The sequence below is a fragment of the Lichenicola cladoniae genome (genome assembly GCF_013201075.1).
Classification (GTDB): Bacteria; Pseudomonadota; Alphaproteobacteria; order Acetobacterales; family Acetobacteraceae; genus Lichenicola; species Lichenicola cladoniae.
Genome location: NZ_CP053708.1, coordinates 4,326,919 through 4,348,493, shown reverse-complemented (window position 1 = coordinate 4,348,493; position 21,575 = coordinate 4,326,919). Strand labels below are relative to the sequence as shown.

The 21,575-nt window shown below is 64.5% G+C and carries 18 protein-coding genes and 1 pseudogene; 9 read left to right on the top strand and 10 right to left on the bottom strand.

Features of this window, described 5'->3' with window-relative positions:
* Positions 1 to 72: 72 nt before the first annotated feature.
* Positions 73 to 960, bottom strand: coding sequence for an NmrA family NAD(P)-binding protein (locus tag HN018_RS19750; RefSeq protein ID WP_171833653.1), 888 nt, complete (start codon positions 958 to 960; stop codon positions 73 to 75).
* A gap of 109 nt (positions 961 to 1,069) precedes the next feature.
* On the opposite strand from HN018_RS19750, the gene HN018_RS19745 reads away from it, so the two are divergent.
* Both HN018_RS19745 and HN018_RS19740 read left to right on the top strand, forming a co-directional pair.
* Positions 1,070 to 2,017, top strand: a complete 948-nt coding sequence (locus HN018_RS19745; protein ID WP_171833652.1) for a GlxA family transcriptional regulator — start codon at positions 1,070 to 1,072, stop codon at positions 2,015 to 2,017.
* Positions 2,018 to 2,074: 57 nt separating this feature from the next.
* On the top strand, positions 2,075 to 3,460 hold the full coding sequence (locus HN018_RS19740; RefSeq protein WP_171833651.1) for an FAD-dependent oxidoreductase: 1,386 nt from the start codon (positions 2,075 to 2,077) through the stop codon (positions 3,458 to 3,460).
* A gap of 4 nt (positions 3,461 to 3,464) precedes the next feature.
* Here the strand turns inward: HN018_RS19740 and HN018_RS19735 are convergent, their stop codons facing one another.
* Positions 3,465 to 4,685, bottom strand: a complete 1,221-nt coding sequence (locus HN018_RS19735) for a cytochrome P450 (protein ID WP_171833650.1) — start codon at positions 4,683 to 4,685, stop codon at positions 3,465 to 3,467.
* A gap of 76 nt (positions 4,686 to 4,761) precedes the next feature.
* Here HN018_RS19735 and HN018_RS19730 point away from each other — a divergent pair, with 76 nt between their 5' ends.
* From HN018_RS19730 to HN018_RS19720, 3 genes are all read left to right on the top strand, one after another.
* Positions 4,762 to 5,907: a metallophosphoesterase family protein gene (locus HN018_RS19730; RefSeq protein WP_171833649.1), complete on the top strand. Its 1,146-nt coding sequence runs from the start codon at positions 4,762 to 4,764 to the stop codon at positions 5,905 to 5,907.
* Positions 5,904 to 8,627, top strand: coding sequence for an AAA family ATPase (locus tag HN018_RS19725; RefSeq protein ID WP_171833648.1), 2,724 nt, complete (start codon positions 5,904 to 5,906; stop codon positions 8,625 to 8,627). Before HN018_RS19730 ends, HN018_RS19725 begins: the two co-directional genes overlap by 4 nt.
* A 279-nt stretch (positions 8,628 to 8,906) precedes the next feature.
* Positions 8,907 to 10,094 (top strand): acyltransferase family protein, encoded by a 1,188-nt coding sequence (locus HN018_RS19720; RefSeq protein ID WP_171833647.1) that lies wholly within the window; start codon positions 8,907 to 8,909, stop codon positions 10,092 to 10,094.
* A gap of 67 nt (positions 10,095 to 10,161) precedes the next feature.
* Here the strand turns inward: HN018_RS19720 and HN018_RS19715 are convergent, their stop codons facing one another.
* The 4 genes from HN018_RS19715 to HN018_RS19700 form a co-directional block, all read right to left on the bottom strand.
* Complete coding sequence (locus HN018_RS19715) at positions 10,162 to 10,848, bottom strand: haloacid dehalogenase type II (protein ID WP_171833646.1); 687 nt, start codon at positions 10,846 to 10,848, stop codon at positions 10,162 to 10,164.
* Between the two features lie 18 nt (positions 10,849 to 10,866).
* On the bottom strand, positions 10,867 to 12,027 hold the full coding sequence (locus HN018_RS19710; protein WP_171833645.1) for an acyltransferase family protein: 1,161 nt from the start codon (positions 12,025 to 12,027) through the stop codon (positions 10,867 to 10,869).
* Positions 12,028 to 12,362: 335 nt separating this feature from the next.
* Positions 12,363 to 13,319 carry a phytanoyl-CoA dioxygenase family protein gene (locus tag HN018_RS19705; RefSeq protein ID WP_171833644.1) on the bottom strand — a complete coding sequence of 319 codons (957 nt, stop codon included), beginning with the start codon at positions 13,317 to 13,319 and terminating at the stop codon, positions 12,363 to 12,365.
* Positions 13,320 to 13,821: 502 nt separating this feature from the next.
* Positions 13,822 to 14,280: a GNAT family N-acetyltransferase gene (locus HN018_RS19700; protein WP_171833643.1), complete on the bottom strand. Its 459-nt coding sequence runs from the start codon at positions 14,278 to 14,280 to the stop codon at positions 13,822 to 13,824.
* Between the two features lie 157 nt (positions 14,281 to 14,437).
* Between HN018_RS19700 and HN018_RS19695 the strand changes: the two genes are divergently transcribed.
* Both HN018_RS19695 and moaB read left to right on the top strand, forming a co-directional pair.
* Positions 14,438 to 15,352: a siroheme synthase gene (locus tag HN018_RS19695; protein WP_171833642.1), complete on the top strand. Its 915-nt coding sequence runs from the start codon at positions 14,438 to 14,440 to the stop codon at positions 15,350 to 15,352.
* Positions 15,353 to 15,385: 33 nt separating this feature from the next.
* Complete coding sequence (gene moaB, locus HN018_RS19690; RefSeq protein ID WP_171833641.1) at positions 15,386 to 15,922, top strand: molybdenum cofactor biosynthesis protein B; 537 nt, start codon at positions 15,386 to 15,388, stop codon at positions 15,920 to 15,922.
* A 287-nt stretch (positions 15,923 to 16,209) separates the two neighbouring features.
* Here moaB and katG read toward each other — a convergent pair whose 3' ends face one another.
* The 3 genes from katG to HN018_RS19675 all read right to left on the bottom strand — a co-directional run bounded on the left by katG (position 16,210) and on the right by HN018_RS19675 (position 19,986).
* Positions 16,210 to 18,405 carry a catalase/peroxidase HPI gene (gene katG, locus HN018_RS19685; RefSeq protein WP_408886730.1) on the bottom strand — a complete coding sequence of 732 codons (2,196 nt, stop codon included), beginning with the start codon at positions 18,403 to 18,405 and terminating at the stop codon, positions 16,210 to 16,212.
* A gap of 190 nt (positions 18,406 to 18,595) precedes the next feature.
* On the bottom strand, positions 18,596 to 19,492 hold the full coding sequence (locus HN018_RS19680; protein WP_171833639.1) for a hydrogen peroxide-inducible genes activator: 897 nt from the start codon (positions 19,490 to 19,492) through the stop codon (positions 18,596 to 18,598).
* A gap of 185 nt (positions 19,493 to 19,677) precedes the next feature.
* A complete protein-coding gene (locus HN018_RS19675; protein ID WP_171833638.1) occupies positions 19,678 to 19,986 on the bottom strand; it encodes a hypothetical protein in 309 nt (102 codons plus the stop codon).
* Positions 19,987 to 20,084: 98 nt separating this feature from the next.
* Here HN018_RS19675 and HN018_RS19670 point away from each other — a divergent pair.
* Positions 20,085 to 20,377 (top strand): annotated as a pseudogene (locus tag HN018_RS19670) (IS5/IS1182 family transposase); the annotation flags it as partial.
* A 213-nt stretch (positions 20,378 to 20,590) separates the two neighbouring features.
* Here HN018_RS19670 and HN018_RS19665 read toward each other — a convergent pair.
* The gene (locus HN018_RS19665; protein WP_171833636.1) at positions 20,591 to 21,064 is read right to left on the bottom strand and encodes a GNAT family N-acetyltransferase; all 474 of its coding nucleotides are present in this window, start codon (positions 21,062 to 21,064) and stop codon (positions 20,591 to 20,593) included.
* Positions 21,065 to 21,111: 47 nt separating this feature from the next.
* On the opposite strand from HN018_RS19665, the gene cynS reads away from it, so the two are divergent.
* Positions 21,112 to 21,561: a cyanase gene (gene cynS / locus HN018_RS19660; protein WP_171833635.1), complete on the top strand. Its 450-nt coding sequence runs from the start codon at positions 21,112 to 21,114 to the stop codon at positions 21,559 to 21,561.
* Positions 21,562 to 21,575: the final 14 nt, after the last annotated feature.

Sequence of the window (21,575 nt, the reverse complement as noted above, 5' to 3'; positions counted from 1 at the left end):
TTGTTGTGAATTCCATTGCGGAGACCCCCATGGCTGCGGCCTTGATCATGTCGGTTCCGCCGATAGCCGGATTTACGTGCTGTTCAGGACATTCGCGTGAGCCCGGGCGAACTCGCCTACGGTCATCGGTCGGTGTCCGGTCAGCTTTTCGACGTTGTCATCGGATCCCGACATTGCGCCGTGTTGGTAATCATCCATCGCGAAGCGCAGATGCTGGACGACGTAGGGTGGCACACCGATCGCCGCGATCGACCCGCAATAGTCCTCGATCGCCACATTCTGGAAGACGATCTTGCGACCGAGTGCCTCGCTTAGTTCGGCAGCCATCTGCTCATGATCCATTTCAACCGGACCGGAGAGTGGAATGGTCTTGCCTAGATGGGGTTCGGGATTTTGCAGAAGTGCTGCGATGGCTCGACCCTGATCGTCGGCTGCGATCGGCGAATGGCGTCCCTTGCCGACGGGCAGTCGGAGAATACCCTGCTTCAGATAGGGTAGCTGCCAGGGGTAGAGCAGCCATTCCAGGAAATAGGTCGGGCGGAGATGAATGACGGGAAGCCCGGACCAGTTCAAAACCTGCTCGGCGATGAAGCTATCCCGGCATGAGTTGCTCTTGGAATAGCGATCTGCCGAGCGTTGTGACAGGTTGATGATAGCCGATACGCTTGCTTCTTTGGCAGCCTGTGCGAAGTTTACCGTCGCCTGGATGAGACCGGGCTGAACGGGCCACACTAAATAGGCGGCATCAACACCTTCCATGGCCGCCCGGACGGTGTCGATCTCCAGCAGGTCTCCGACAGCGATCGTGGCCCCCAGAGTCTCAAGGCCTTCGGATCGGACGTCCTGATGATGGACCATGGCGCGGACCGTCAGACCACGTTTGATCGACTCGCCCACGGCGGCGCGGCCGGTGTCTCCGGTTGCACCGGTGATCAGAACAGTCCGTTCTTTGATCGTCATGACGGCGATATCGCTTTCAGTGCTGGCTGTTGCATTACAAACGGAATAGCACCTACGTTGCGATGCCCAAATGTCGTACATCCCTCTTTTCAAGTCATGGGCCTGAAGCATGTTGAAGATAGGCTTTATCGTCACTCCGGGCTTTCCTGTCATGAGCCTGGCAGCCCTTTCGGTGTTCGAGTTCGCCAACATCAGCGCGGAAAAGAAACTCTATGACATTCAAGTGCTATCGGAGGATGGCGCGTCGATCGCCACGGTTGCCGGTACGGGCCTGGAGACAACCGCATACGGGAGCGAGCACTTCGATACGCTGATTATCGGCGGTAACACACGTGTCGTTCCGTCCAGCCCGAAGTTGATCGCTTTCATAGCCGGGGCGGCAAAGAATTCGCGCCGCATCTCATCGATCTGTACCGGCGCTTTTGCACTTGCCGATGCAGGACTTCTCGATGACAGGAGGGTAACGACACACTGGCTTTTCACCGACGAGTTGAAATCGCGTTTCCCGAAGATTCGTTTGGAAGCAAATCGTCTTTTCGTGGTTGATGGATCGGTCTGGACCGCAGCAGGCAACAGCGCCGGGATCGACCTGACGCTTTGTATGCTTGAGAACGACTATGGCTACGACCTTGCACGTTCAGTTGCTCGGATACTTGTCGTCGATTACCGTCGGTCGGGCGGACAGCCGCAACTTTCCGCGTTGTTCCAGATCAACCCAAAATCAGACCGTATCCAGACGGCACTGGCGCATGTGCGTCGTAATCTGCAGGCTTCGCTTTCAGTGGAGGACCTTGCCCGCATCGCTGGTCTCGGTCCTCGCCAGTTCAGCCGCGCATTTCGTAACGAGACCGGTCTCTCTCCTGCCAAGGCAATCGAGAGTATCCGTATCGAGGCGGCGCGGCTGATGATAGAGCAGAGCCGGCATAGCGTTGACTTCATCGCCAACGAGACGGGTTTCGGTGATCAGGAGCGAATGCGCCGGGCTTTCCTTCGCGTTCTCGGTCACCCACCACAGGTTGTCAGGCGCATGGCTCAGGTTGATCCGGCGGCTCGCTGAGCATCGTGCCACTGTGCGGAGATAAGCTGCTGCAGGGTTTGATCAGGGGAAAATTTGATGGTTGAGACCGAGCATTACGACATCGTGGTTTTCGGCGGCGGCAAGGCGGGTAAGACGCTGGCGATGGATCAGGCTAGCGCCGGCAGGCGTGTCGCGGTCGTCGAGGCCGGCATGATCGGAGGATCCTGCATCAACATCGCCTGTATTCCGACGAAGGCGCTGGTGCGGAGCGCGCAACTTGTCGAGCTCTCACACCATACGGCGACGCTCGGTCTGTCAAAGTCCGGCCCCGTTGCGCTCGACATGAGCCGCGTCGCCGCACGTACTGCCGAGATCGTGGCCGGCATGGTTGCCCTGAACCGTGCGGCGTTCGAGGCGAGCGGGTTCGAACTGCTGCTTGGCTGGGGCCGGTTCGTCGACCCACGCACCATCGAGGTCGAAACCGAAGCGGGCCCGCGACGCGTGACCGGTGACCGGATCTACCTCAATCTCGGCACCAAGGCCGCGATCCCGCCCATCCCGGGCCTGCGCGAGGCGGACCCGCTGACCCATGTCGAAGCGCTCCTGCTCGAGATCCTGCCGACACGGCTGCTGGTGATCGGCGGCGGCTATATCGGCATGGAGATGGCGCAGGCCTTCCGCCACCTGGGCAGCGAAATCGTGGTGATCGAAGCGGGACCGCAGCTTGCGGCGCGCGAGGATGCGGATGTCGCCGCAGCGATCGGCGGCCTGCTCGAGAGGGACGGTATCGAGCTTGTGTTCAACTCACGTGTTGCGGAGGTATCCGGCCACTCCGGCACCGACGTGATGGTTCGTCTGGAGGATGGCCGCACCTTCTCCGGGACGCATGTTTTGGTGGCTGCGGGACGCACGCCGATGACGGGCGGGATCGGGCTCGACATTGCAGGGGTGGACCTGACGGAGCGGGGCTTTATCCGTGTCGACGAGACCCTGAAGACGAGTGCCGCCGGGATCTGGGCCATGGGTGAGGTCGCCGGCAGCCCGATGTTCACGCACGTGTCGCTCGATGACTACCGGGTGGCAAAAAGCGGCATCGCCGGCGGGACGTACAACACGGCTGGGCGGATGGTGCCTTACGTAGTGTTCATCGATCCCGAATTCGCCCGTGTCGGTTTGAGCGAGACTGAGGCACGGAAGGCCGGCATCGCATACCGGTTGGCAAAGATGCCGATGGACATCGTTCCGCGTGCGCGCACGCTCGGCGAGCGGACCGGCTTCATGAAAGCGCTGGTGGCGGCCGACGACGATCGGATTCTGGGTTTCGCGATGCTGGGCGTGCAGGCGGGCGAGGTCATGGCCGTGGTGCAGATGGCGATGCTGGGGGGCCTGCCCTACACGGCGCTGCGTGACGCCATTCTGGCCCATCCGACCGTATCCGAGGGGCTGGGCATGCTGTTCGCTCGCGTTCCGCCGGGTCGATAGCTCCTCACGACACCGGCCATGCCAGTTCGAGCGCCGTCAGCCCACGGAAATGGTAGCTGTCGGCAAAGAGTGGTTCCCCTGCGAGATGCAGGCCGGGCAGGCGCTGGAACAGGATCGGCAGTGCCACCTGTAATTCCAGCCTGGCGAGCGGCGCACCGATACAGAAATGGATGCCGCCGCCGAAGCTCGGATGCGCCGGGCCGGCCCGTTTCGGATCGAGCCGGCGCGGGTCCGGATAGGCCAGTGGGTCATGGTTGGCGGCACCCAGCATGATCCCGATCCGGTCGCCCTTGCGGAAGCGCTGGCCGGCGATTTGCAGATCTTCCAGCGCGTAGCGAGTGAACATGTGCAGCGGCGTGTCGAGACGCAGCGTTTCCTCGATCGTCGCGTCGTCGATCGTGCCGTCCGCGCCCAGCTTTTGCTCCAGCAGGGTCCGGACGCCATTGCCGATCGCGTGCACCGTCGCCTCGTGGCCGGCATTCAGCAGCAGGATGCAGCTGGCGATCAGCTCGTCTTCCGAGAGCCGGTCGCCGTCCGCGCTTGCCTCGATCAGCCGGCTGATCAGGTCGTCCCGTGGCGCGATACGGCGGGCCTCGACCAGCGTCTGCAGGAACGCCACGAACTCCTGCGTGGCCGACACCGCCTGGTCCTCGTCGGCGCGGGTGCGGCCGATCCGATACATCGCCACCATGCGATGCGACCAGTCGAGCAGCCGGTCGATGTCTCCGAATGGGACGCCGAGAAGTTCGGCGATCATCGTCACCGGAATGCGGGTTGCGAACGAGGCGATCAGCTCGGTGCGCCCATCCCGCTCGAAGCCGTCGATCAGCGCATGCGTGAGGCTGGCGATACGCGGCCGCAGGCGCTCCACCTGGCGCGACACGAAGGCGCGGTTGACCAGCCCGCGCAGCCTGGTGTGCACCGGCGGCTCGCGTTCCAGCATGGTCCGGCCGTCGACGTCGTAGAACGGCGCCAGATGCGCCGGCACCTCGTCCCAACCGAGCTCGGGTCGGGTCGCCACGTGCAGGATCTCGCGACCGAGCCTGCGGTCGCGCAGGGCAGCCGTGACGCCGGCATGGTCGAATAGGCACCAGTGGCCGTACTGCTCCCAGAACAGCATCGGCCCGGCGGCGCGGGCCAGGTCGTAGGCGTCGTACGGGTCGGCCACGAAGGCGGGGTCAGACGGGTCGAGGAAGAGGCGGCGGCGCTCGGTGTCGATGTGCATGCGTTCCACTATCACGCGGTTCGGTATCCGGGAGGCCTCCTGCAAGCGCCACGGCGTTTGCGCTATGATCGCCCGGATGCGATTCGTGCACACGTCTGACTGGCAGATCGGCAAGGGTTTCCGCTTCGCCGACGACGACACCCTGGCCGTGCTGCAGGACCAGCGGCTGGAAGCGATCGGGCGCATCGGCCGCCTGGCCCGCGACCAGGGCGCCAGGCTGGTGCTGGTCGCCGGCGACGCGTGGGACATGGCGGCGCCGAGCGACCGCACGCTGCGCCAGCCGGTCGAGCGGATGCGGCAGTTCCCCGACGTGCACTGGCATCTTATCCCCGGCAACCACGATCCGAACCTTACCGGCGGGTTGTGGGAGCGGCTGCTGCGGGCCGGCCTGCCGGACAATGTGCATGCCCATTTGTCGCCGCAGCCGGTGCAGCTGGCGACCGGTGCGGCGGGACGCGAGGCGTGGCTGCTGCCGGCAGTTCTGGACCGCCGCCACGCATTCGGCGACCCGACCGCCGGCATGGACGAGGCGGCGACGCCCGACGGCGCATTGCGGATCGGTCTGGCGCATGGCTCGGTGCGCAGCTTCGGCTCCGATCCGGGATCCGCGCACAACCTGATCGCCCCGGACCGCGCCAGGTGCAGCGGACTGGCGCACCTGGCGCTCGGCGACTGGCACGGCATGGTCGCGGCCGGCGAGCGCAGCTGGTACTCCGGCACCCCGGAGCCGGACGGGTTCGACCGTGGCGGCGATGGCGGCGGCAGCGTGCTGCTGGTCTCACTGGACGATGCTGTCCCGACTGTCGTCCCGCATCGTGTCGGCCGCTTCCTGTGGCGCCAGGAGCGCGCGATGCTGACCGGCCGCGCCGATATCGATGCACTGGAAGACCGGTTGCGCGGCATCGACCGGGATGATCCGAGCCGTGTGCTGGCGTGGCTGACGGTCGAGGGATCGCTCGGGCTCGAGGACCATGCGGCCTACGAGGACCGTATCTGCGCCGGTGTCGGCAGCGCGCTGCGGGCCCTGCGGATCGATGCCGCCCGCCTCGAGCTGACCGCATCGCCGGACGATCTGGCCAGCCTGGGAACCGCGGGCGCCTTGCGCGACGCCGCTGACCGGCTGGCGGTCCGTGCGTCCGAGCAGCAGCCCGACCGCGACATAGCCCAGGCGGCCCTGCAGCGGCTGCTGTTTCTCGCCGCTCGTGAGGCAACGACGCCATGAAGCTGCGCGCCATCGAACTCGACCAGTTCCGCAAGTTCGACCGCAGGGTGCGCGTCGACGGGCTGGGCGACGGGGTGAACGTGCTGTGCGGGCCCAACGAGCACGGCAAGTCGACCGTGCTGGCGGCATTGCGCGCCGTGCTGTTCGACCGGCACGGCTCGCGTACCGAGACGATCCGCGGCTACCAGAACCATCGCGGCAACACCGCGCCATCGGTGGCGCTGGAGTTCGAGCACGAGGGCGGCGCCCATCGGATCGAGAAGCGGTTCCTGTCGCGGCCGAGTGCTCGCATGGTGTCGGACGGCACCGCCTACGAGGGCGATGCCGCCGAGGAGCGGCTGGCCCGGTTGCTCGGTGTGTCGGTCGTGTCGCGGGCCGCGAAGGATGCGGCGCAGACAGCATCGATCTGGGGCGCGCTGCTCGTGGCCCAGGGGGAGAGCTTCGCCCAGGCGAGGCTCGGCGAAGGCGCCCGCACCACCCTGTCCGAGTGTCTCGAAGCCGAGCTCGGCAGCGTCAGTGGTGGTGCGGTGATCGGCCGGCTGCTGAAGCAGGTGCAGCCGCCGATCGCAGCACTGCTGGACGGGCACGGCAAGCCGCGCGACCGCTACAAGGCCACGATCGCGGACCGGGACGCCGCCATCGCCGCGATCGCGTTGCTGCAGGACCGTCGCCGCGTGCTCGAGGACGACCTCGCCGCGGCTCTGACCGCCCGGCGCGAGCTTGCGCGCGATGAAGATCCGGCCATCGCCGAGCATGCTGCGGAAGCCCTGGCGGTTGCGCGCCGGCACCGCGATGCCGTGCTGGGCACCCGCGCCCGGCTGGAGCAGGCCGAGGCCGCTGTCGCACTGTCGGTGTCGGCGCATGCGGAGGCTGTCGCGGCACAGGAGCGCCGCGTCCTGCGTGCGACGCGCCTGGCGGAAACCGGCCGTGCCCTGGCCAAGCTGGCGACGGACGAGACCGAGGCGCGCGCGCGCGCGCAGGCTGCACAGGCTGCCCTCGAAGGTCGTCGCGAGGCCTACGACGAGGCGGGCCGTCGTCACGAGGCGGCGGAACGGACGTTGCGCAAGGCGGTGGCGGCGTTCGAGGCAGCCGGGCGGTCGGACGTGCGCAATGCCGCTGCATCCCGGCTGGCGCTTGCCGAGATCGAGGCCGCTCGGGTGGACGAGCTGTCGGCTGCGCTGCGGCATCTGCGCCTGGACGAAAACGGCATGCGCGGCCTGCAGGATGCCGCCCTCGCGCATCGCGGCAACGAGGCGGCATTGCTGGCGCAGGCGACGTCGGTCGAGCTGTCGCTGGACATCGGTGCGCAGTTGCTGGTCGAGGGTGAACCGCCGCGGACGCTGGCGCCCGGCGATGCGCGGCTCAGCCTGACCCGCCCGGCGGAGCTCGTCATCCCGGGTGCCGGCCGCATGCGGATCGTTCCGGCGGCGCGCGACCAGGAGCGGCTGCACGCCGCGGCCCAGGATACCGCGCGTGCACTCCGGCGTGGGCTGGAGGGTTTCGGCCTCGAAACCATGGCGCAGGCCGAGCAGGCGATGTCGCGCCGCCGGGACGTCAGTGCCGCGCTCGACCAGGCGCAGCGTGCACTCGGCGAGTGCCTGGCGGGTGCGGTTCCGGTCGGGCCGGGCTCGAAGGCCAGGCCGGATATCGAGACCCTGCGTCGCCATGTCGCGATGCTGGATGCGGATGTGTCGGAACGCCTGGCCTCGCTCGGCACCGAACGGGCACCGGACTTAGCAATTGCATTGTCCGACCGCGATGCCGCTTTATTGCTGGAAGAGCAGGCCCGGCAGGCGTCGGTGGTGGCGCGCGATGCCTTGCTGTCGCCGGATGCCGCTCGCGACATTGCCGATGCGGCTCTGAAACAGGCCGAGTTCGCGCGGCGTGACCAGGAACTCGAAAACCAGCGTTTGTCCGCCGAGCAGGCGCGCGACGAGGCAGCCGAGCCATTGGACACGCTGGCCCTGCGCCTGCAGCTGACCGCCGAAACCGTATCGGCACGCCGCACGGAACTGGCGTCGGTGGCCGCATCGGCGCCGGAGGGTACGCCCGAGATGGCGGACTCGGCGATCCGCCGGCTGGAGGAGGCGCAGTCCAACCGGCGCACCCGGATCGGCACGCTGCGGGTGGATATCGCGCGCCTGGAAAGCCGCATCGTGGCTGAGGAAGGCATCGGCCTCGACGAGCAGATCGAGGCGGCGACGCGTCAGCGCGAGACCGCGGCACGCGAGCACGATGCGTTCCGGCGCGAGGCCGCCATCCTGATGCTGCTTCGCGACACGTTGAACCAGGCCGACCGGGAGGCGCGTGCGCGGACCCTGGCGCCGCTGATGACCTGGCTTAGCCCGTACCTTCAGGCTTTGTTTCCGCGTGCGCGCCTGAGTTTGGGCGAGGATTTCCTGATCACCGGCCTGTCCCGCCTGGACGCGATCGGCGCGGAGGAGGCCGATGGCGAAGCGTTCGATGCGCTGTCGCACGGCACGCGGGAGCAGATCGCCATCCTGTCCCGCCTTGCCTTTGCTGACATGCTGCTCGCAGCCGGCAAGCCCGCCTTCCTGGTGCTGGACGACGCACTGGCCTTCGCCGATCCGGTCCGGATGGAACGCATGTTCGACATCCTGGCCGATGCCGGCCGGCGCATGCAGATCCTGGTGCTGACCTGCCGCGAGGACGTGGCTGCTGGCCTCGGCGGAACCCGGGTACGGCTGGAGAGCGTCTGAGTGCAGCACTGAGACCCGTCGATCGATTTCGATCGGTCGGGATCAGGCGCCAGGGAGGCTTCCGGTTGCCGAGCCGATCGTCAGTCGGACCTATCTTCGAGCAAGGCGCCGTCGTTCAGTTTGATGTGCAATACTGTGGTAATCTTCAGGCGATCGACCGCTAAAGTATTAATAAACTGATATCTGTTCCGGAACGAGTAAAACGTTCCGATTGAAAGTTGACAATTGTAACGCAATGTAGCCACGGGCATGGGGCAGAGAGCTTTAGGTTCTACCGTGATGCCAAGTGTGTCGATAGAGAAGTCATCGCCGATCTTGTCATTGACGGGAATCCGCGGGATCGCGGCCTTCTGGGTTGTGCTTTTTCATCTTCAGGAGGGAATTCCATCCTGGCCAACCAGCCAGTGGTTGCACGGATCGGCGCTTCTCAGGAACGGCTTCAGGGGTGTAGATCTGTTTTTCATCCTGTCCGGCTTTATCATGATGCATGTTCACGCCCGGGACTTCTCATCGATTGCCGCCGGAAAGCTACGTTCCTTTGCCCTGATGCGGATCTTTCGTATTTATCCGGCGAGCTTTGCCGCATCGATCCTGATCCTGATACTGGTGCTTGCCCTGCCATCGTATGTAATTTGGATGAGGGCTTATTACGAAACGATCCACACGGAGGCCTATACGGCGAAGGCGTTCATTCAGTCTTTGACATTGTCTTCACGCTGGCTCGGTCATGATTATGGCATGTGGAACCCGGTGACATGGAGCCTGAGCGTTGAACTGTTCGCCTATACGTCGTTGCCGGTTCTTGCGAGCCTCCTGGGCAGGACGAAGTCACCCGCCAGATGCCTGATATTCTCGGCTGGCTCCCTGACTGTCATGATTCTGCTTCTGCTGGTTCTTGGAGACCGGAACGGCGCGACGACGAGCCGGCTCGGGCTCGTGCGTGGTTTCGGTGGATTCGCGGCAGGAATAGGCATGTGCCGCTTCGTGTCCCTGGTCGTTTGGAACGAAAAAATACCGCCACGGATTGCTTCGGGATCAGTGCTTCTCATCGGATTGCTGTCGCTACATCCCAGGGCAGGGATTCTCATGCCGTTCCCGTTCGCGACATTGATTGCGAGCCTGAGCTATCAGCGCGGCATCATCGATGCTTTCCTAAGAACTCGTATCGTGTTGTTTCTGGGGAAAATATCCTTCTCGCTTTACTTGACCCACTTGACGCTGTTTGCAGTCCTCGAATGGCTGTTCCAGTCTGCTATACTGACTTATACGGTTCCGGCGATGTTTGCCGCACTCGCTGTTTATCTCGTGGTAGCAATTGGACTATCGGCGGCGCTCTATCAGTTCGTCGAACGCCCGTTCCACAGGATCGGCCACCGATTGGCTAGGAACACGCGCTTCATCGAGACCGACTCCATACCCGTAATCCATGATGTCATCGAAACGAGCGGCACGCGCTCCACCGCCTGAACGGGCTGAGGCTTGCACCGGATACCGATCAGACCTTGGGAACTGTGCAGCGGCGGCGACAGCGTCTCTACAGTGTCGCCAGCCTCCGAACAGCTTCCGAGAGCGAACCGGCTTCCACATCGGGTGTCCGCATGACGGACGAGAACGGCCGGTCCGCCGACACGTAGGCGGTGGTCAGGCCAGCGGCCTTGGCGCCGTTGATGTCCCACGAATGCACGGCCACCAGAGCCAACCGGCGGCGCTTCACCTTGGCGACCCTGGCAGCGCGGTCATAGATTTCGCGCCGCGGCTTGAACAGCCGGACCTCGTCGACGGACACGACATGCGCGACGAGTTTGTCGAGCCCGGCGTTCTTCAGCAGCGACCGTGTCGTGGCGGCGGCTCCGTTGCTCAGCGCGATGATCGGCTTGCCCGCCCTCGCTGCGATCTCGAACGCCTCCCTGGCATCTGGCCGTGCCGGCAGATGCTTGAACTGTTCCAGCAGCGCGGCCCGTGCGCCTTTGGCGGGGACCAGTGCGTGCTCGGCCAACACCTCGTCCAGGGCGCTCTCGAGCACTGTCGCGAACGGCTTGAAATCGCCGGCGGCGGAAAGTGCGAAGGCATCGCGCAACCCGGCGGCGAACCAGCCCTCCAGCGCACCTGCCGGCAGGCCGAGTGCCTGGATCACCGGCCGGAGCGGCGCCAGCGGGAACACCGTTCCCACAATATCGAAGGCGATTGCCGCCGGCCGTTTCGGTTTGCCCCAGCCGAACATGATCCCACCGTGTTTCCGTCAGGTCATGGAACGGGCCGGCACCGGATCGGTTCGTGTGCGATCGACCGCCAGGAGCCGGCGGATGCGTCGGTTGAGCGGTTCGGCGTAGAAGCGGCCGATCGCTATGGCGAGCGCCGCCGACAGGGCCAGGAAAACCGCCAGCAGCAGCAGCTTCTCCTGGCCGGCGACGGCACGAGGCGGCAACATCGTCCGCATCAGCGCGAGCACGATCAGGTGGAACAAATAGAGTTCGTAGCTGAGCCGGCCGAACCACTCGACCATCCGCAGGCCCCGATTGCGGCTGGCTGCCGGACCCGAGGAATTGGTGTTTGCGGCAAGCAGCAAGGTCGCGGTGCCGAGCGCCATCAGCGTCACGCCATAGACGTTGGTCTCGCCGATCGAACCGATGAGATACAGGAACACCATGCCGGCTATTATCGCCGGCTGCAGCAGTCGCGCGGTAAGGCCGTCGAGCCTGACGCGCCGTGCCAGCAAGGCCGTGCAGCAACCGATGGCGATCCCGTCGAACGATGCGAAATAGGCGTATAGAAAACCGGACTCGTCCGCCTGATGGGTCAGCCGGTAGAGCGGCCCGATCGCGACGATCACGAGCCAGAACGCCGCGATGAACCGGTCGCGCCGCAACACCAGGCAGATGATCGGGAAGCTGATGTAGAACACCTCCTCGATCGACAACGACCAGAGCACGCCGAGCGGGTAATTGACCCAACCGGACTGTGCGAGAAGCACGTTCATCCAGAAGGTGAGGGCTGCCAGGTTCACCAGCAGCATCGAGAACGGTGCGGTACTTCCCTCGGCATGGCTCCGGAACATCGACAGGCCGCCGAATGCCAGCAGGTCGACCGTGACGAGCAGGAGCAGCAGGCATGGAACGATCCGTGCGATACGCAGGCCATAGAATGTGCGCATGCCGACGTGTCGGAGTTCGCCCCAACGTTTCTCCGCGTTCGAGGTGATCAGGAAACCGGAGATGACGAAAAACATCGTGACGCCGTAGTTGCCGTTCCTGACGATCGCACGGATGCCGCCCGGCGTCAGGATCGTGCCGAGCAGCGTGTCCGACAAGTGGTAGGCGATGTTGAAATGATGCAGCAGCACCAGCAGGATCGAGACGCCACGGATCAGGTCGATCCGCCGGTTCCTGATGCCGATACTCATCACAGTGTCGTTTCGTGGCTGTTCCAGGGTCTGTTTACGCATCCCTTGCCGGATTTAGCTATCCGGGCGTGCGCGGGCGGGCGGACGCTGTGAGAATCGCGTGCCCGCAGAGACGCCCCAGGCAGCGCGGCTTCGGAGCGAGGCTGTCGATGCGTTCCGTGCATGGGTCGTTTGGATACCGGAACTGGGATGACCTTCGCGGAACAGGTCCAACCCTATCGACAGTCCGGCGCGGCATAATCAGGTCGCGACGGGTGCCGATGCCCTTATTCGGCCCTGGCAGATTGAACTATCAGCACCCGTTGTTGAATCTTATTGATATCGCGCGTTGCCGATCAGGATTTCCCGGCCCGGCTTGTGATCATTCTGAAGCCGCCGCTCGCGATGACCCGCATGAGCACCATGATCTGGCGGGGATCCCGCAGATCCATCCGGGAGAGATGTCGCCGCAGCACGACCAGGGCACCGCCATGTCGTTTCCAGTGCTTCTCCCGTTGCGCGCGGGCGGTCATGCGGGACACGCCCGTGCCGGCGCGCACCGTGGCGGATGGTACTGGCGGAAGCTCGAAGATCAGGACCCAGGCTGCGCGCGGACGCGTGGACCGGTTCGGACCTGCGGAATGGAGAGTCATGCCGCCATGCACCGTGCAGCCTCCGACAGGAAGCGGGCAGGCGATGGCACCCTCGCGATCGAATTCGCCGATGCACTCCATGGCGTGCACCTTCTCGTTCCCGTTCAGGGGCTGGTGCGGCAGCGTGCCCCACTGGTGCGATCCGGCCATGAACCGCATGCAGCCGTTCTGCATGTCGGTCGGCTGAAGTGCCAGCCAGATGCTGACTTCATGATAGTCGAAGGCAGGATCGCGGAAACCCTGGTCCTGGTGCCAGGGGGTTTCCGGCCCGATCAGCGGCTTCTTGAGAAGTGCGTGGTCGCTGGAAAATCGTGCCTTCGGTCCCAACAGCGCCTTCGCGAGTTCCTCGGCCTGGGAGAAGAACTTCGTCTTCAGGAGTTCGGGTGCGAACATGCTGGGGTGAATGATCTGGGGAAACGCGAGAGCCTTGTTCTCGTCGTCGTCGCCGACCAGGTCGAACTGGTAGCCCTGGTCGAAACCTGTTTTCGAAGCCCACATCGCCTCGAGCCTGGTCCGGATGAACGCGACCTCGACATCGTCGGCGAATTCCGGGATGCGAAGGTAGCCGTCCTTGGCAAACGTGGTTGCCAGATCTCCGAACCTGGCATCATCGTGATCGGATCGTGCAACCTTCGGCTTCTCGACGATGCTACCGAGCATTTGGGCTTCCTACCGTTCCGATATCAAATCGAGGGTGTCTCAAAACGTTACTAAAAACCATCGGGCGGCACAAGTGTTTGCTTGGTGAACGGGAGAGAATGAGTCGGCCTCAACAGTTGCCGTAAAGAAACAGTTAAAAGCCTTGGATCGTTCTGAAATGCCGTGCTGCAAGAAACGATGAAACAACTCTACCCGCAACTGTATCATGACCCGTCTGGCAAGCCAGGGTAGCTGTTTCGACTAACCTTGACCGAGGAGGCGCGCCAGGAAGCGGCGCCCTTATGTCGCGCTATGCTTGCGCCTGTTCAAATTCCGAAATCGTAACGGTCCGGTGCGACGAGCTGCGACAGCGTAGAAACAAATCGTCGGCGCTCCTGCCGGGCGTTGGTTCGACGTCGTGCGCCCGGTCAGGCGGTCGAGCACCCGGTTCGGCAGAAACCGGACCAGGCGGACGATGATCGCTGCGGCGCGACGGGCCTGCGCCCGAGCCCGAGCCGCCGAGCTATTCCGTCTTCAGGCTCTTCCGCAACGGCCTGGAAAACCGGTTGCCGGCTTCGGCGAATCCCGTCGCCATGCAGAAGGCGGCAAGGCCGGTCTGCTCCGGGGGAACCAGCAGTTCGAGCGCGCCGCAGCCGGCAATGCGCGCGGCCTGCGAGCCGGCCTTGATCAGCAGCCGGCCGACGCCGCGCCGACGTTCATCGACGCCGACCAGCAGCATCGTGACCTGGGCGATCGGCTGCGGCGCTTCCAGCGTCCGATACCAGTGCAGCACCACCACGCCGCTGGGCGGACCCCATTCGAGCGCGATCAGTACCGCGCCCTGGTCTTGCCGGATCGTGTCCAGCCGGTCCGCCAGGATGCGCGGGGCGATGGCGTGACCGTTGCTGCCGAGCAGGTCCGAGAGCCCGGCTGCATCGCCGGCGGTGGCGGCACGAATTTCCAGTCCGTAGCGGCTGGTCAACCTGGCCTCTCCCTGGGCTTGCTGTCGTCGGGCAAGGTTAATCGCACCTCGCCGCTCTTACATGGTTGCACTGCACGCGACGATCGTTGTGGGGGATTATCGATCTGGCCGATCCCGGCCCCGTCCGTCCGACTCCATGCAAAGCAGGATGTTCCCCATGCCGAAGCCGTTGCTGCCGCTGTTCCTGGATCTCGACGGTCGCCATGCGCTGGTCCTCGGTGACGGCGAGGCAGCGGACCGGCGGGTGGCCAGCCTGCGCGCCTGTGGTGCCCTGGTCCGGCAGGAACCGGCCGTGTTCGAGCCGTCGATGCTCGATGGCTGCGCGATCGCGGTCGGCGCCGAGGCGCCGGACCCGATGCTGCAGGCCATGACGCAGGAAGCCAGGCGGCGCGGCATCCCGTACAACGTGGTCGACCGTCCGTCGCTGTCCGGCTATTCGACGCCGGCGGTGGTGTCCCGCGCACCACTGCAGATCGCTATCGCCTCGGGCGGTGCCGCTCCGGTGCTGGCGCGGCTACTGCGCGCGCGCATCGAGTCACTGGTGCCGACCGGCTTCGGCCGGCTGGCATCCCTGGCCGACCGCATGCAGCCCGAGACCAGGCGCCGTCTCCCGGATGTGCTGCGCCGGCGCCGCATGCTGGAGGCAGCGTTCAGCGGGCGTGTCGCGGAGCTCATGCTGGCCGGCCAGGATGCGGAGGCGGAGTCGGCGTACATCGAGGCACTGACTGCCGCCGAGGACGGCGCCCGCCATCCCGAGCAGGGCATCGTCTACCTGGTCGATCCGGGCCCCGGCGATGCCGATCTGCTGACCCTGCGCGCGCTGCGCCTGCTGGGGGAGGCGGACGTGATCGTGCACGAAGCGTCTGAGAGCGAGGCAGTACTGGAACTGGCTCGCCGCGACGCGTCCCGCCTGGTGGTCACGGCCGGGGATGCGGTGGACCAGCTGTCGGCATTGGCGGCGCAGGGCCGCAAGCTGGTGCGCCTGTCGCCCCGCCCGGGGGAGGCTGCCCAGCTGCGCGCAGCGGGTCACGTCTGCGTCGAGGTGCCAGGCGTACGGGCCATGATGGATTGACGCCCGGCCCTGGCCGTTGCTGATGTCTCGTTCATGTCACGTCTCGATCTTGCCAGACCCTTCCTTCCCGTCCGCATCGCCGTCCTGACCGTTTCGGATACGCGAACCATGGCGAACGACACCTCCGGCGACATCCTCGCCGCCCGGGTCGAGGCCGCCGGTCACGTGCTGGCCGATCGGGCGATCGAACCCGACGACGCCGGCGGCATTGCGGAGCGGTTGCGCAGCTGGATCGCCGATCCGGAGATCGACGTGGTGATCAGCACCGGCGGCACCGGCGTCACCGGCCGCGACGTCACGCCCGAGGCCTATGACCGGGTGGTCGAGAAGAAGATCGAGGGGTTCGGTGAGCTGTTCCGGATGCTCAGCTACCAGAAGATCGGCACCTCCACGATCCAGTCGCGGGCGATCGCCGGCGTGGCCAGTGGCACCTACCTGTTCGCGCTGCCCGGCAGCACCGGGGCGGTCAAGGATGGCTGGGACGACATCCTGGTCTGGCAACTCGACAGCCGCCACGCACCCTGCAACTTCGTCGAGCTCATGCCCCGCCTGAAGGAGCATATGAAATAGCTCAGGATCGCATCGTTCCGAACTGCCGGCTGGCATCTCGGATTGCATCCTAGAGATCCTGAATGGTACGGGCGGCGGCTTTACGCGGCACCGCTTTCAACTTGGCGGATGCGTTCTCGATAGGTCGCGGTTGGCCCGGATGTGATGCGATCGCAGAACGCTCGACCGGTACGATCACGCCGTAAGTGGCACAATCGAAAAAGTAATCCCCACGAAAGGCTCGGGCGGCACTCGACGAGTGCCGCCTTCGACTTATCCCGCGTCTATCAGGAAGCGGGAGCCTGACGTCACATGACGTCGAAGCGATCGGCGTCCATGACTTTGCTCCAAGCCGCGACGAAGTCCTTTACGAACTTCGGCTGGGCGTCGGCACTGGCGTAGACTTCGGCAAGGGCGCGCATTTGCGATTGCGAACCGAAGATGAGGTCGACCCGCGTTCCGGTCCACTTCTCCTCCTTGGTCTTGCGGTCGCGGCCCACATACGCGTTCTCGGATCCCGTGGGTTCCCACTCCGTGCCCATGTCCAGCACGTTTACGAAGAAGTCGTTCGTCAGCTTGCCCGGGCGGTTGGTGAACAGGCCGTGTTTGGAAGCGCCGGAATTAGCCCCCAAGACCCGCAAGCCGCCGACCAGCACCGTCATCTCCGGCCCGCTCAACCGCATCAACTCGGCCTTGTCGACCAGAGCCTCCTCGGGAGCCATGAACTGCGCTCCCTCGTAGTGGTTGCGAAAGCCGTCAGCCGTTGGCTCAAGCGGCACGAACGATACGGCGTCGGTCTGTTCCTGGGATGCGTCCATGCGGCCGGGCGTGAACGGCACCTTGATGTCCGAACCGGCGTCCTTTGCTGCCTGCTCGACCCCCGCACAGCCGCCAAGGACGATCAGGTCGGCGAGCGAGACCTTCTTGCCGCCGGAGGCCTGAGCGTTGAATGCGGCCTGGACCGCTTCCAGCTTCTGCAACACGACCGTCAGTTCGGCGGGGTTGTTGACCTTCCAATTCTTCTGCGGCTCGAGCCGGATGCGCGCTCCGTTGGCGCCTCCGCGCTTGTCCGAGAAGCGGAACGTCGCAGCCGACGCCCAAGCTGTGCTGACCAATTCCGAAACGGACAGGCCGGTGGAAAGGATCTGGGCCTTGAGCGCCTCGATATCCGCTTCCTCGATCAGCGGATGATCCACCGCCGGGATCGGATCCTGCCAGATCAGCCGCTCCTTGGGGACGAGCGGGCCGATGTAGCGCTGGATCGGTCCCATGTCGCGGTGCGTAAGCTTGAACCAGGCGCGGGCGAACGCGTCGGCAAACTCATCCGGGTTCTCGTAGAACCGGCGTGAGATCTTCTCGTATGCCGGGTCCACCCGGAGTGCCAGGTCCGAAGTCAACATCGTGGGCACGCGCTTCTTGGACGGATCATGTGCGTCCGGGATGTCCGCGACGGCATCCTTCGCCTGCCACTGCCAGGCGCCGGCCGGGCTCTTCGTCAGCTCCCATTCGAACTTGAACAGATTGTCGAAGTAGTGGTTGCTCCACTGGATGGGCGTCTGTGACCAGGTGACCTCAAGGCCGGCGGTGATCGCGTCCGCTCCATGACCGGTGCCGTGCTTGCTGCGCCAGCCGAGCCCCATGTCTTCCACGACCGCACCTTCCGGCTCGGCGCCGACAAAGGACGGGTCGCCGGCCCCATGGGTCTTGCCGAAGGTGTGCCCGCCCGCGATGAGAGCGACCGTCTCTTCGTCGTTCATCGCCATGCGCGCGAATGTCTCGCGAATGTCATGGGCTGAGCCGAGCGGATCGGGATTGCTGTTCGGCCCTTCGGGGTTGACGTAGATCAGGCCCATCTGAACAGCACCGAGCCGGCTGTCCAGCTGCCGTTCGCCGCTGTAGCGCTCATCGCCCAGCCATGTGCCCTCGGGACCCCAGTAGAGCTCCTCGGGTTCCCAGGTATCCGCCCGGCCGCCGGCGAAGCCGAACGTTTTGAAACCCATCGACTCAAGCGCCACGTTGCCGGTAAGGACGAACAGGTCGGCCCAGGACAGTGCCAGACCGTATTTCTGCTTGATCGGCCACAGGAGCCGGCGCGCCTTGTCGAGGTTGGCGTTATCCGGCCAGCTATTGAGGGGTGCGAAGCGCTGCTGGCCACCACCGGCGCCACCACGGCCATCGGTCGTGCGGTATGTGCCCGCGCTGTGCCACGCCATGCGGATGAACAGGCCGCCATAATGTCCGAAATCCGCCGGCCACCATTCCTGGGAGTCTGTCATCAGGGCATGCAGATCCTGGATGACGGCGTTCAGGTCGAGGGTCTTGAACGCTTCGGCGTAGTCGAACCCCTTGTCCATCGGGTTGGCCCGCGGCGAATGCTGGCTCAGCGTGTTGAGGCTCAGCGACTCCGGCCACCATTCCCGATTGCCCCTGCGCGCGCCCTTGCGGGCTCCAGGGGAGCCTCCGTGCGCGACCGGGCACTGCCCGCCGCTGGTCTTATCGGTCATTCCATCCATGTTTTATGTTCCATCATGTGGCTTGATCCGCTCTGCCTGCGACGCCTGCCAAAGATGGCAGGGAGCTAGCCGAGCCTCCGCCCGCTGTTTCCGATGCATAGGCATGTTAGCACCAGCCTACCCCGCTTAAAAATCGATTAAGCGCAAAGCATTCATTGACCATATCTATCACGCGCATCGGTCAAACGGGATGCACGCCCGGCGGAAGATGCTTGCACAGGCTTCGCGCGAGTAGGTGGATGTCACGCGGCTTGGGATAGCTGCGGCGCCATACGAGACCGATACGTCGCCCGATCCCGGCGGCCAGCGGCCGGATCGAGACCGCGCGGGTGCGAGCGTCGCCACAGGCCATCGCGGGCAGAAGCGTGCTTCCCAAGCCAGTTGCTACCATCTGAAGGATGGTCTCCAGGCTGGTCGCGCGGAAGTCTCCCTCCGCCTCACCGTCAGCCGTCCCGCAAATTGCCAAGGCCTGATCGCGCAAGCAGTGGCCTTCGGTCAACAGCAGCAAGGATTGCCCGCGTAGCTCGTCCTCCCCCATGATCTTCGTGGAGGTGGCTTTCCGGCCTTTCGGCTCGGCGAACCAGAACGGTTCATCAAAGAGCGGCAGCGCTTCCAGGCGATCGCCGATGATCGGCAACGCAACCAACGCGGCATCGAGGCAGTGCGAACAAAGCCTTTCCACAAGGGGCGCTGTGAGATCCTCGCGGAGCACCAGTCGCAACGACGGATAGTCCTTCTTGAGCGCCGGAACGAGCCACGGTAGGACGTAGGGTCCCAGCGTCGGGATGATGCCAAGGCTGAAATCGCCGGCCAGGGGGCCAGATGTTTGCTGGCCGGCGCTCATGATCGCGTCGACTTCCCCCAGTATCTTGCGGGCGCGCTCGACGATTTCCGCACCGACGGCGGTGACGCTCACGGCTTTGGTGGTGCGCTCGAACAGCTTCACGCCAAGCTGTAACTCGAGATTCTTGATTTGAATACTGAGAGTCGATTGCGCGACATCACATGCAGCGGCAGCGCGGCCGAAGTGACCATATTCCGAGATGGCAATTACATACCGTAAGTCCTGGAATGTCATGTGCGCTTTCGTTTCATAAACCGCGTCGCTCCGCTGCTTCTGCCCGGGATGACAACCCCTCATTCTTCGTCTTGGCGCCCTCTGCCGCTCGAGCATGATCGCCGGCTCCCATGGCACGAGCCCGTGCCGGGATCATCGGGATCAGGACGATGCTTCGGCCAGCCTCGTCAGGCTTTTCCTCAAGGCTATCGGTCGCCTTTCGCCTGGGCTTCATTCACACACCGGAAGGTGACATCGAAAGCGGTCGGGTAGTACGGTGTGAAAGGGTCTCCGTCAGGACGGAGGTCCAAAATTGCGCTGGCCCGGCCCTGCTGCCGACAAAAGCGGTCAGCCTCGGCCAGGACCAACCGGTTTGCCTCGCGACCACCCCCCAGCACGGGTGCGCGCTCCTCCGTCATGGCATATGTGTCCGGGGCCACCGCCATCACGCCGCTGCTGAAGCCGCACCCTGCCAGACAGAACACCAGCAGCACGCACGAGAGAAAAACCTGCATCGTTTCCCCTAGCACGCCGCGTTGTTGCGAACGAGAAGCCGAGCGGTCCCGTAAGCATATGTAGCGATCTCAATCCTCGACAGCATCCTGTCAGTGGCGGCGAGATGGGCCGGCCATTGCACCGGCCAGACAGGCTCCCACCCTGACAAGGCTTATGACCATCGACGGTGCCGGCAGGCCTGTCGTCGTCGCAGGTCGCTGCCCCCATCGCACGGCACGGTTTAGAGAGCAGGGACAGCACAGGTGTGTCATCGAGCGCACCTTCTCCTGGATCAACCGGTATCGTAGCCTCGTCCTGCGCTATGAGCGCAGGAGCGATATCCATCATGCTTCCACCGCTCTCGCTGATTCGTGCGGGCTGCGAGTGCGATCGCAACCAACGCCGCAATAAAGGTATAACGACCGGTCTATGGTGTGCCCGCATTATATCGTCCGATCGACTAGATCCGCTTTTCGGTAAAACGAGCACTGTCTCAAGAGTGCAGTTATGAGGGCTCTCAGTGGTCCGGACGCAAACACCTGGTAATACTAGAGCACGTTCAGGAAGGATGACGCCTTCGCCCGCGTGGTCTGCTCAACGGGATCGGGACGATCGGACGATGCGTTAGCCGCCCCGGTCCCCGGGGGTCAGGCGCCGCTCGAGAAAGCGGACGGTCTTGCCCGAGGCGGACGTGGCTTCGCCGATCCCGGTGAAGCCCAGGCGCTCGTGGAATACATCAGAGCCCGGATTGGGTGGCACGCGGTTGACCTCGCACAGCACCCGGTCGTGGTCCGCCGCCACTGCTTGCGCGAACAGGTCGCGATACAGCCGGCGGGCATGGCCCCTGCCTCGTGCCTCGGGGGCGGTGACGATCCTGTCGACATAGACGAAGCGGTCGTGGCGCGCGCGCAGCCAGAGGAAGTTCGGGCTGTCGTAGTCGGCATCCTGGTCGAACGCGATCAGGAAGCACTCGATCTCGCCGATCGTGGCGACCTGGAATGCCCCGGCGATCATCTGTTGCAGGCGGGTCGGATCGAGCAGCGAGGTCTGCTCGGCATGCGCATTGTTGAGGGCGAGCAACCGGGCTGCATTGACCATCGCCGGCGCTCCTCGTTCAATCTGTTCAACCAAGTGGATACGACCCCATGACGACACGCCTGGAACTGACCGAAAAGATCGTCCGCATCAAGATCGAGCAGGATTTGTCCTGGTCGGAGCTGGCCGCTCTCGCCGACGACCTGTCGAAGGAGTTCGTGACTGCGGGCCTGCTGGGGCAGATGACCTTGCCGAAGCAGGCGGCCGAGGCGATCGGCGGCAAGCTCGGCCTCGATGCGTTCGAGATCAAGCTGCTGCAGGTGCCGCCCTACCGTGGCTCGCTGCCGACCTCCGTGCCGACCGATCCGCTGATCTACAGGTTCTATGAGTTGGTCTCGGTGTATGGCACCACCTTCAAGGCGCTGATCCACGAGGAATTCGGCGATGGCATCATGAGCGCCATCGACTTCCGGATGGACATGCAGCGCGAGCCGAACACTGCCGGGGACCGGGTCGCGATCACCATGAGCGGCAAGTTCCTGCCCTACAAATCCTACTGAACGAAAGCGAACCG

Coding starts and splice junctions, on each gene's coding strand:
- HN018_RS19715 (WP_171833646.1), bottom strand. CDS start 10,848: ATGTTCGGCTGGGGCAAACCGAAACGGCCGGCGGCAATCGCCTTCGAT.
- HN018_RS19665 (WP_171833636.1), bottom strand. CDS start 21,064: ATGGTCAATGCAGCCCGGTTGCTCGCCCTCAACAATGCGCATGCCGAG.
- HN018_RS19695 (WP_171833642.1), top strand. CDS start 14,438: ATGCCGAAGCCGTTGCTGCCGCTGTTCCTGGATCTCGACGGTCGCCAT.
- HN018_RS19720 (WP_171833647.1), top strand. CDS start 8,907: ATGCCAAGTGTGTCGATAGAGAAGTCATCGCCGATCTTGTCATTGACG.
- katG (WP_408886730.1), bottom strand. CDS start 18,405: ATGACCGATAAGACCAGCGGCGGGCAGTGCCCGGTCGCGCACGGAGGC.
- HN018_RS19740 (WP_171833651.1), top strand. CDS start 2,075: ATGGTTGAGACCGAGCATTACGACATCGTGGTTTTCGGCGGCGGCAAG.
- cynS (WP_171833635.1), top strand. CDS start 21,112: ATGACGACACGCCTGGAACTGACCGAAAAGATCGTCCGCATCAAGATC.
- HN018_RS19675 (WP_171833638.1), bottom strand. CDS start 19,986: ATGCAGGTTTTTCTCTCGTGCGTGCTGCTGGTGTTCTGTCTGGCAGGG.
- HN018_RS19725 (WP_171833648.1), top strand. CDS start 5,904: ATGAAGCTGCGCGCCATCGAACTCGACCAGTTCCGCAAGTTCGACCGC.
- HN018_RS19735 (WP_171833650.1), bottom strand. CDS start 4,685: ATGCACATCGACACCGAGCGCCGCCGCCTCTTCCTCGACCCGTCTGAC.
- HN018_RS19705 (WP_171833644.1), bottom strand. CDS start 13,319: ATGCTCGGTAGCATCGTCGAGAAGCCGAAGGTTGCACGATCCGATCAC.
- moaB (WP_171833641.1), top strand. CDS start 15,386: ATGTCACGTCTCGATCTTGCCAGACCCTTCCTTCCCGTCCGCATCGCC.
- HN018_RS19745 (WP_171833652.1), top strand. CDS start 1,070: ATGTTGAAGATAGGCTTTATCGTCACTCCGGGCTTTCCTGTCATGAGC.
- HN018_RS19680 (WP_171833639.1), bottom strand. CDS start 19,492: ATGACATTCCAGGACTTACGGTATGTAATTGCCATCTCGGAATATGGT.
- HN018_RS19750 (WP_171833653.1), bottom strand. CDS start 960: ATGACGATCAAAGAACGGACTGTTCTGATCACCGGTGCAACCGGAGAC.
- HN018_RS19730 (WP_171833649.1), top strand. CDS start 4,762: ATGCGATTCGTGCACACGTCTGACTGGCAGATCGGCAAGGGTTTCCGC.
- HN018_RS19710 (WP_171833645.1), bottom strand. CDS start 12,027: ATGAGTATCGGCATCAGGAACCGGCGGATCGACCTGATCCGTGGCGTC.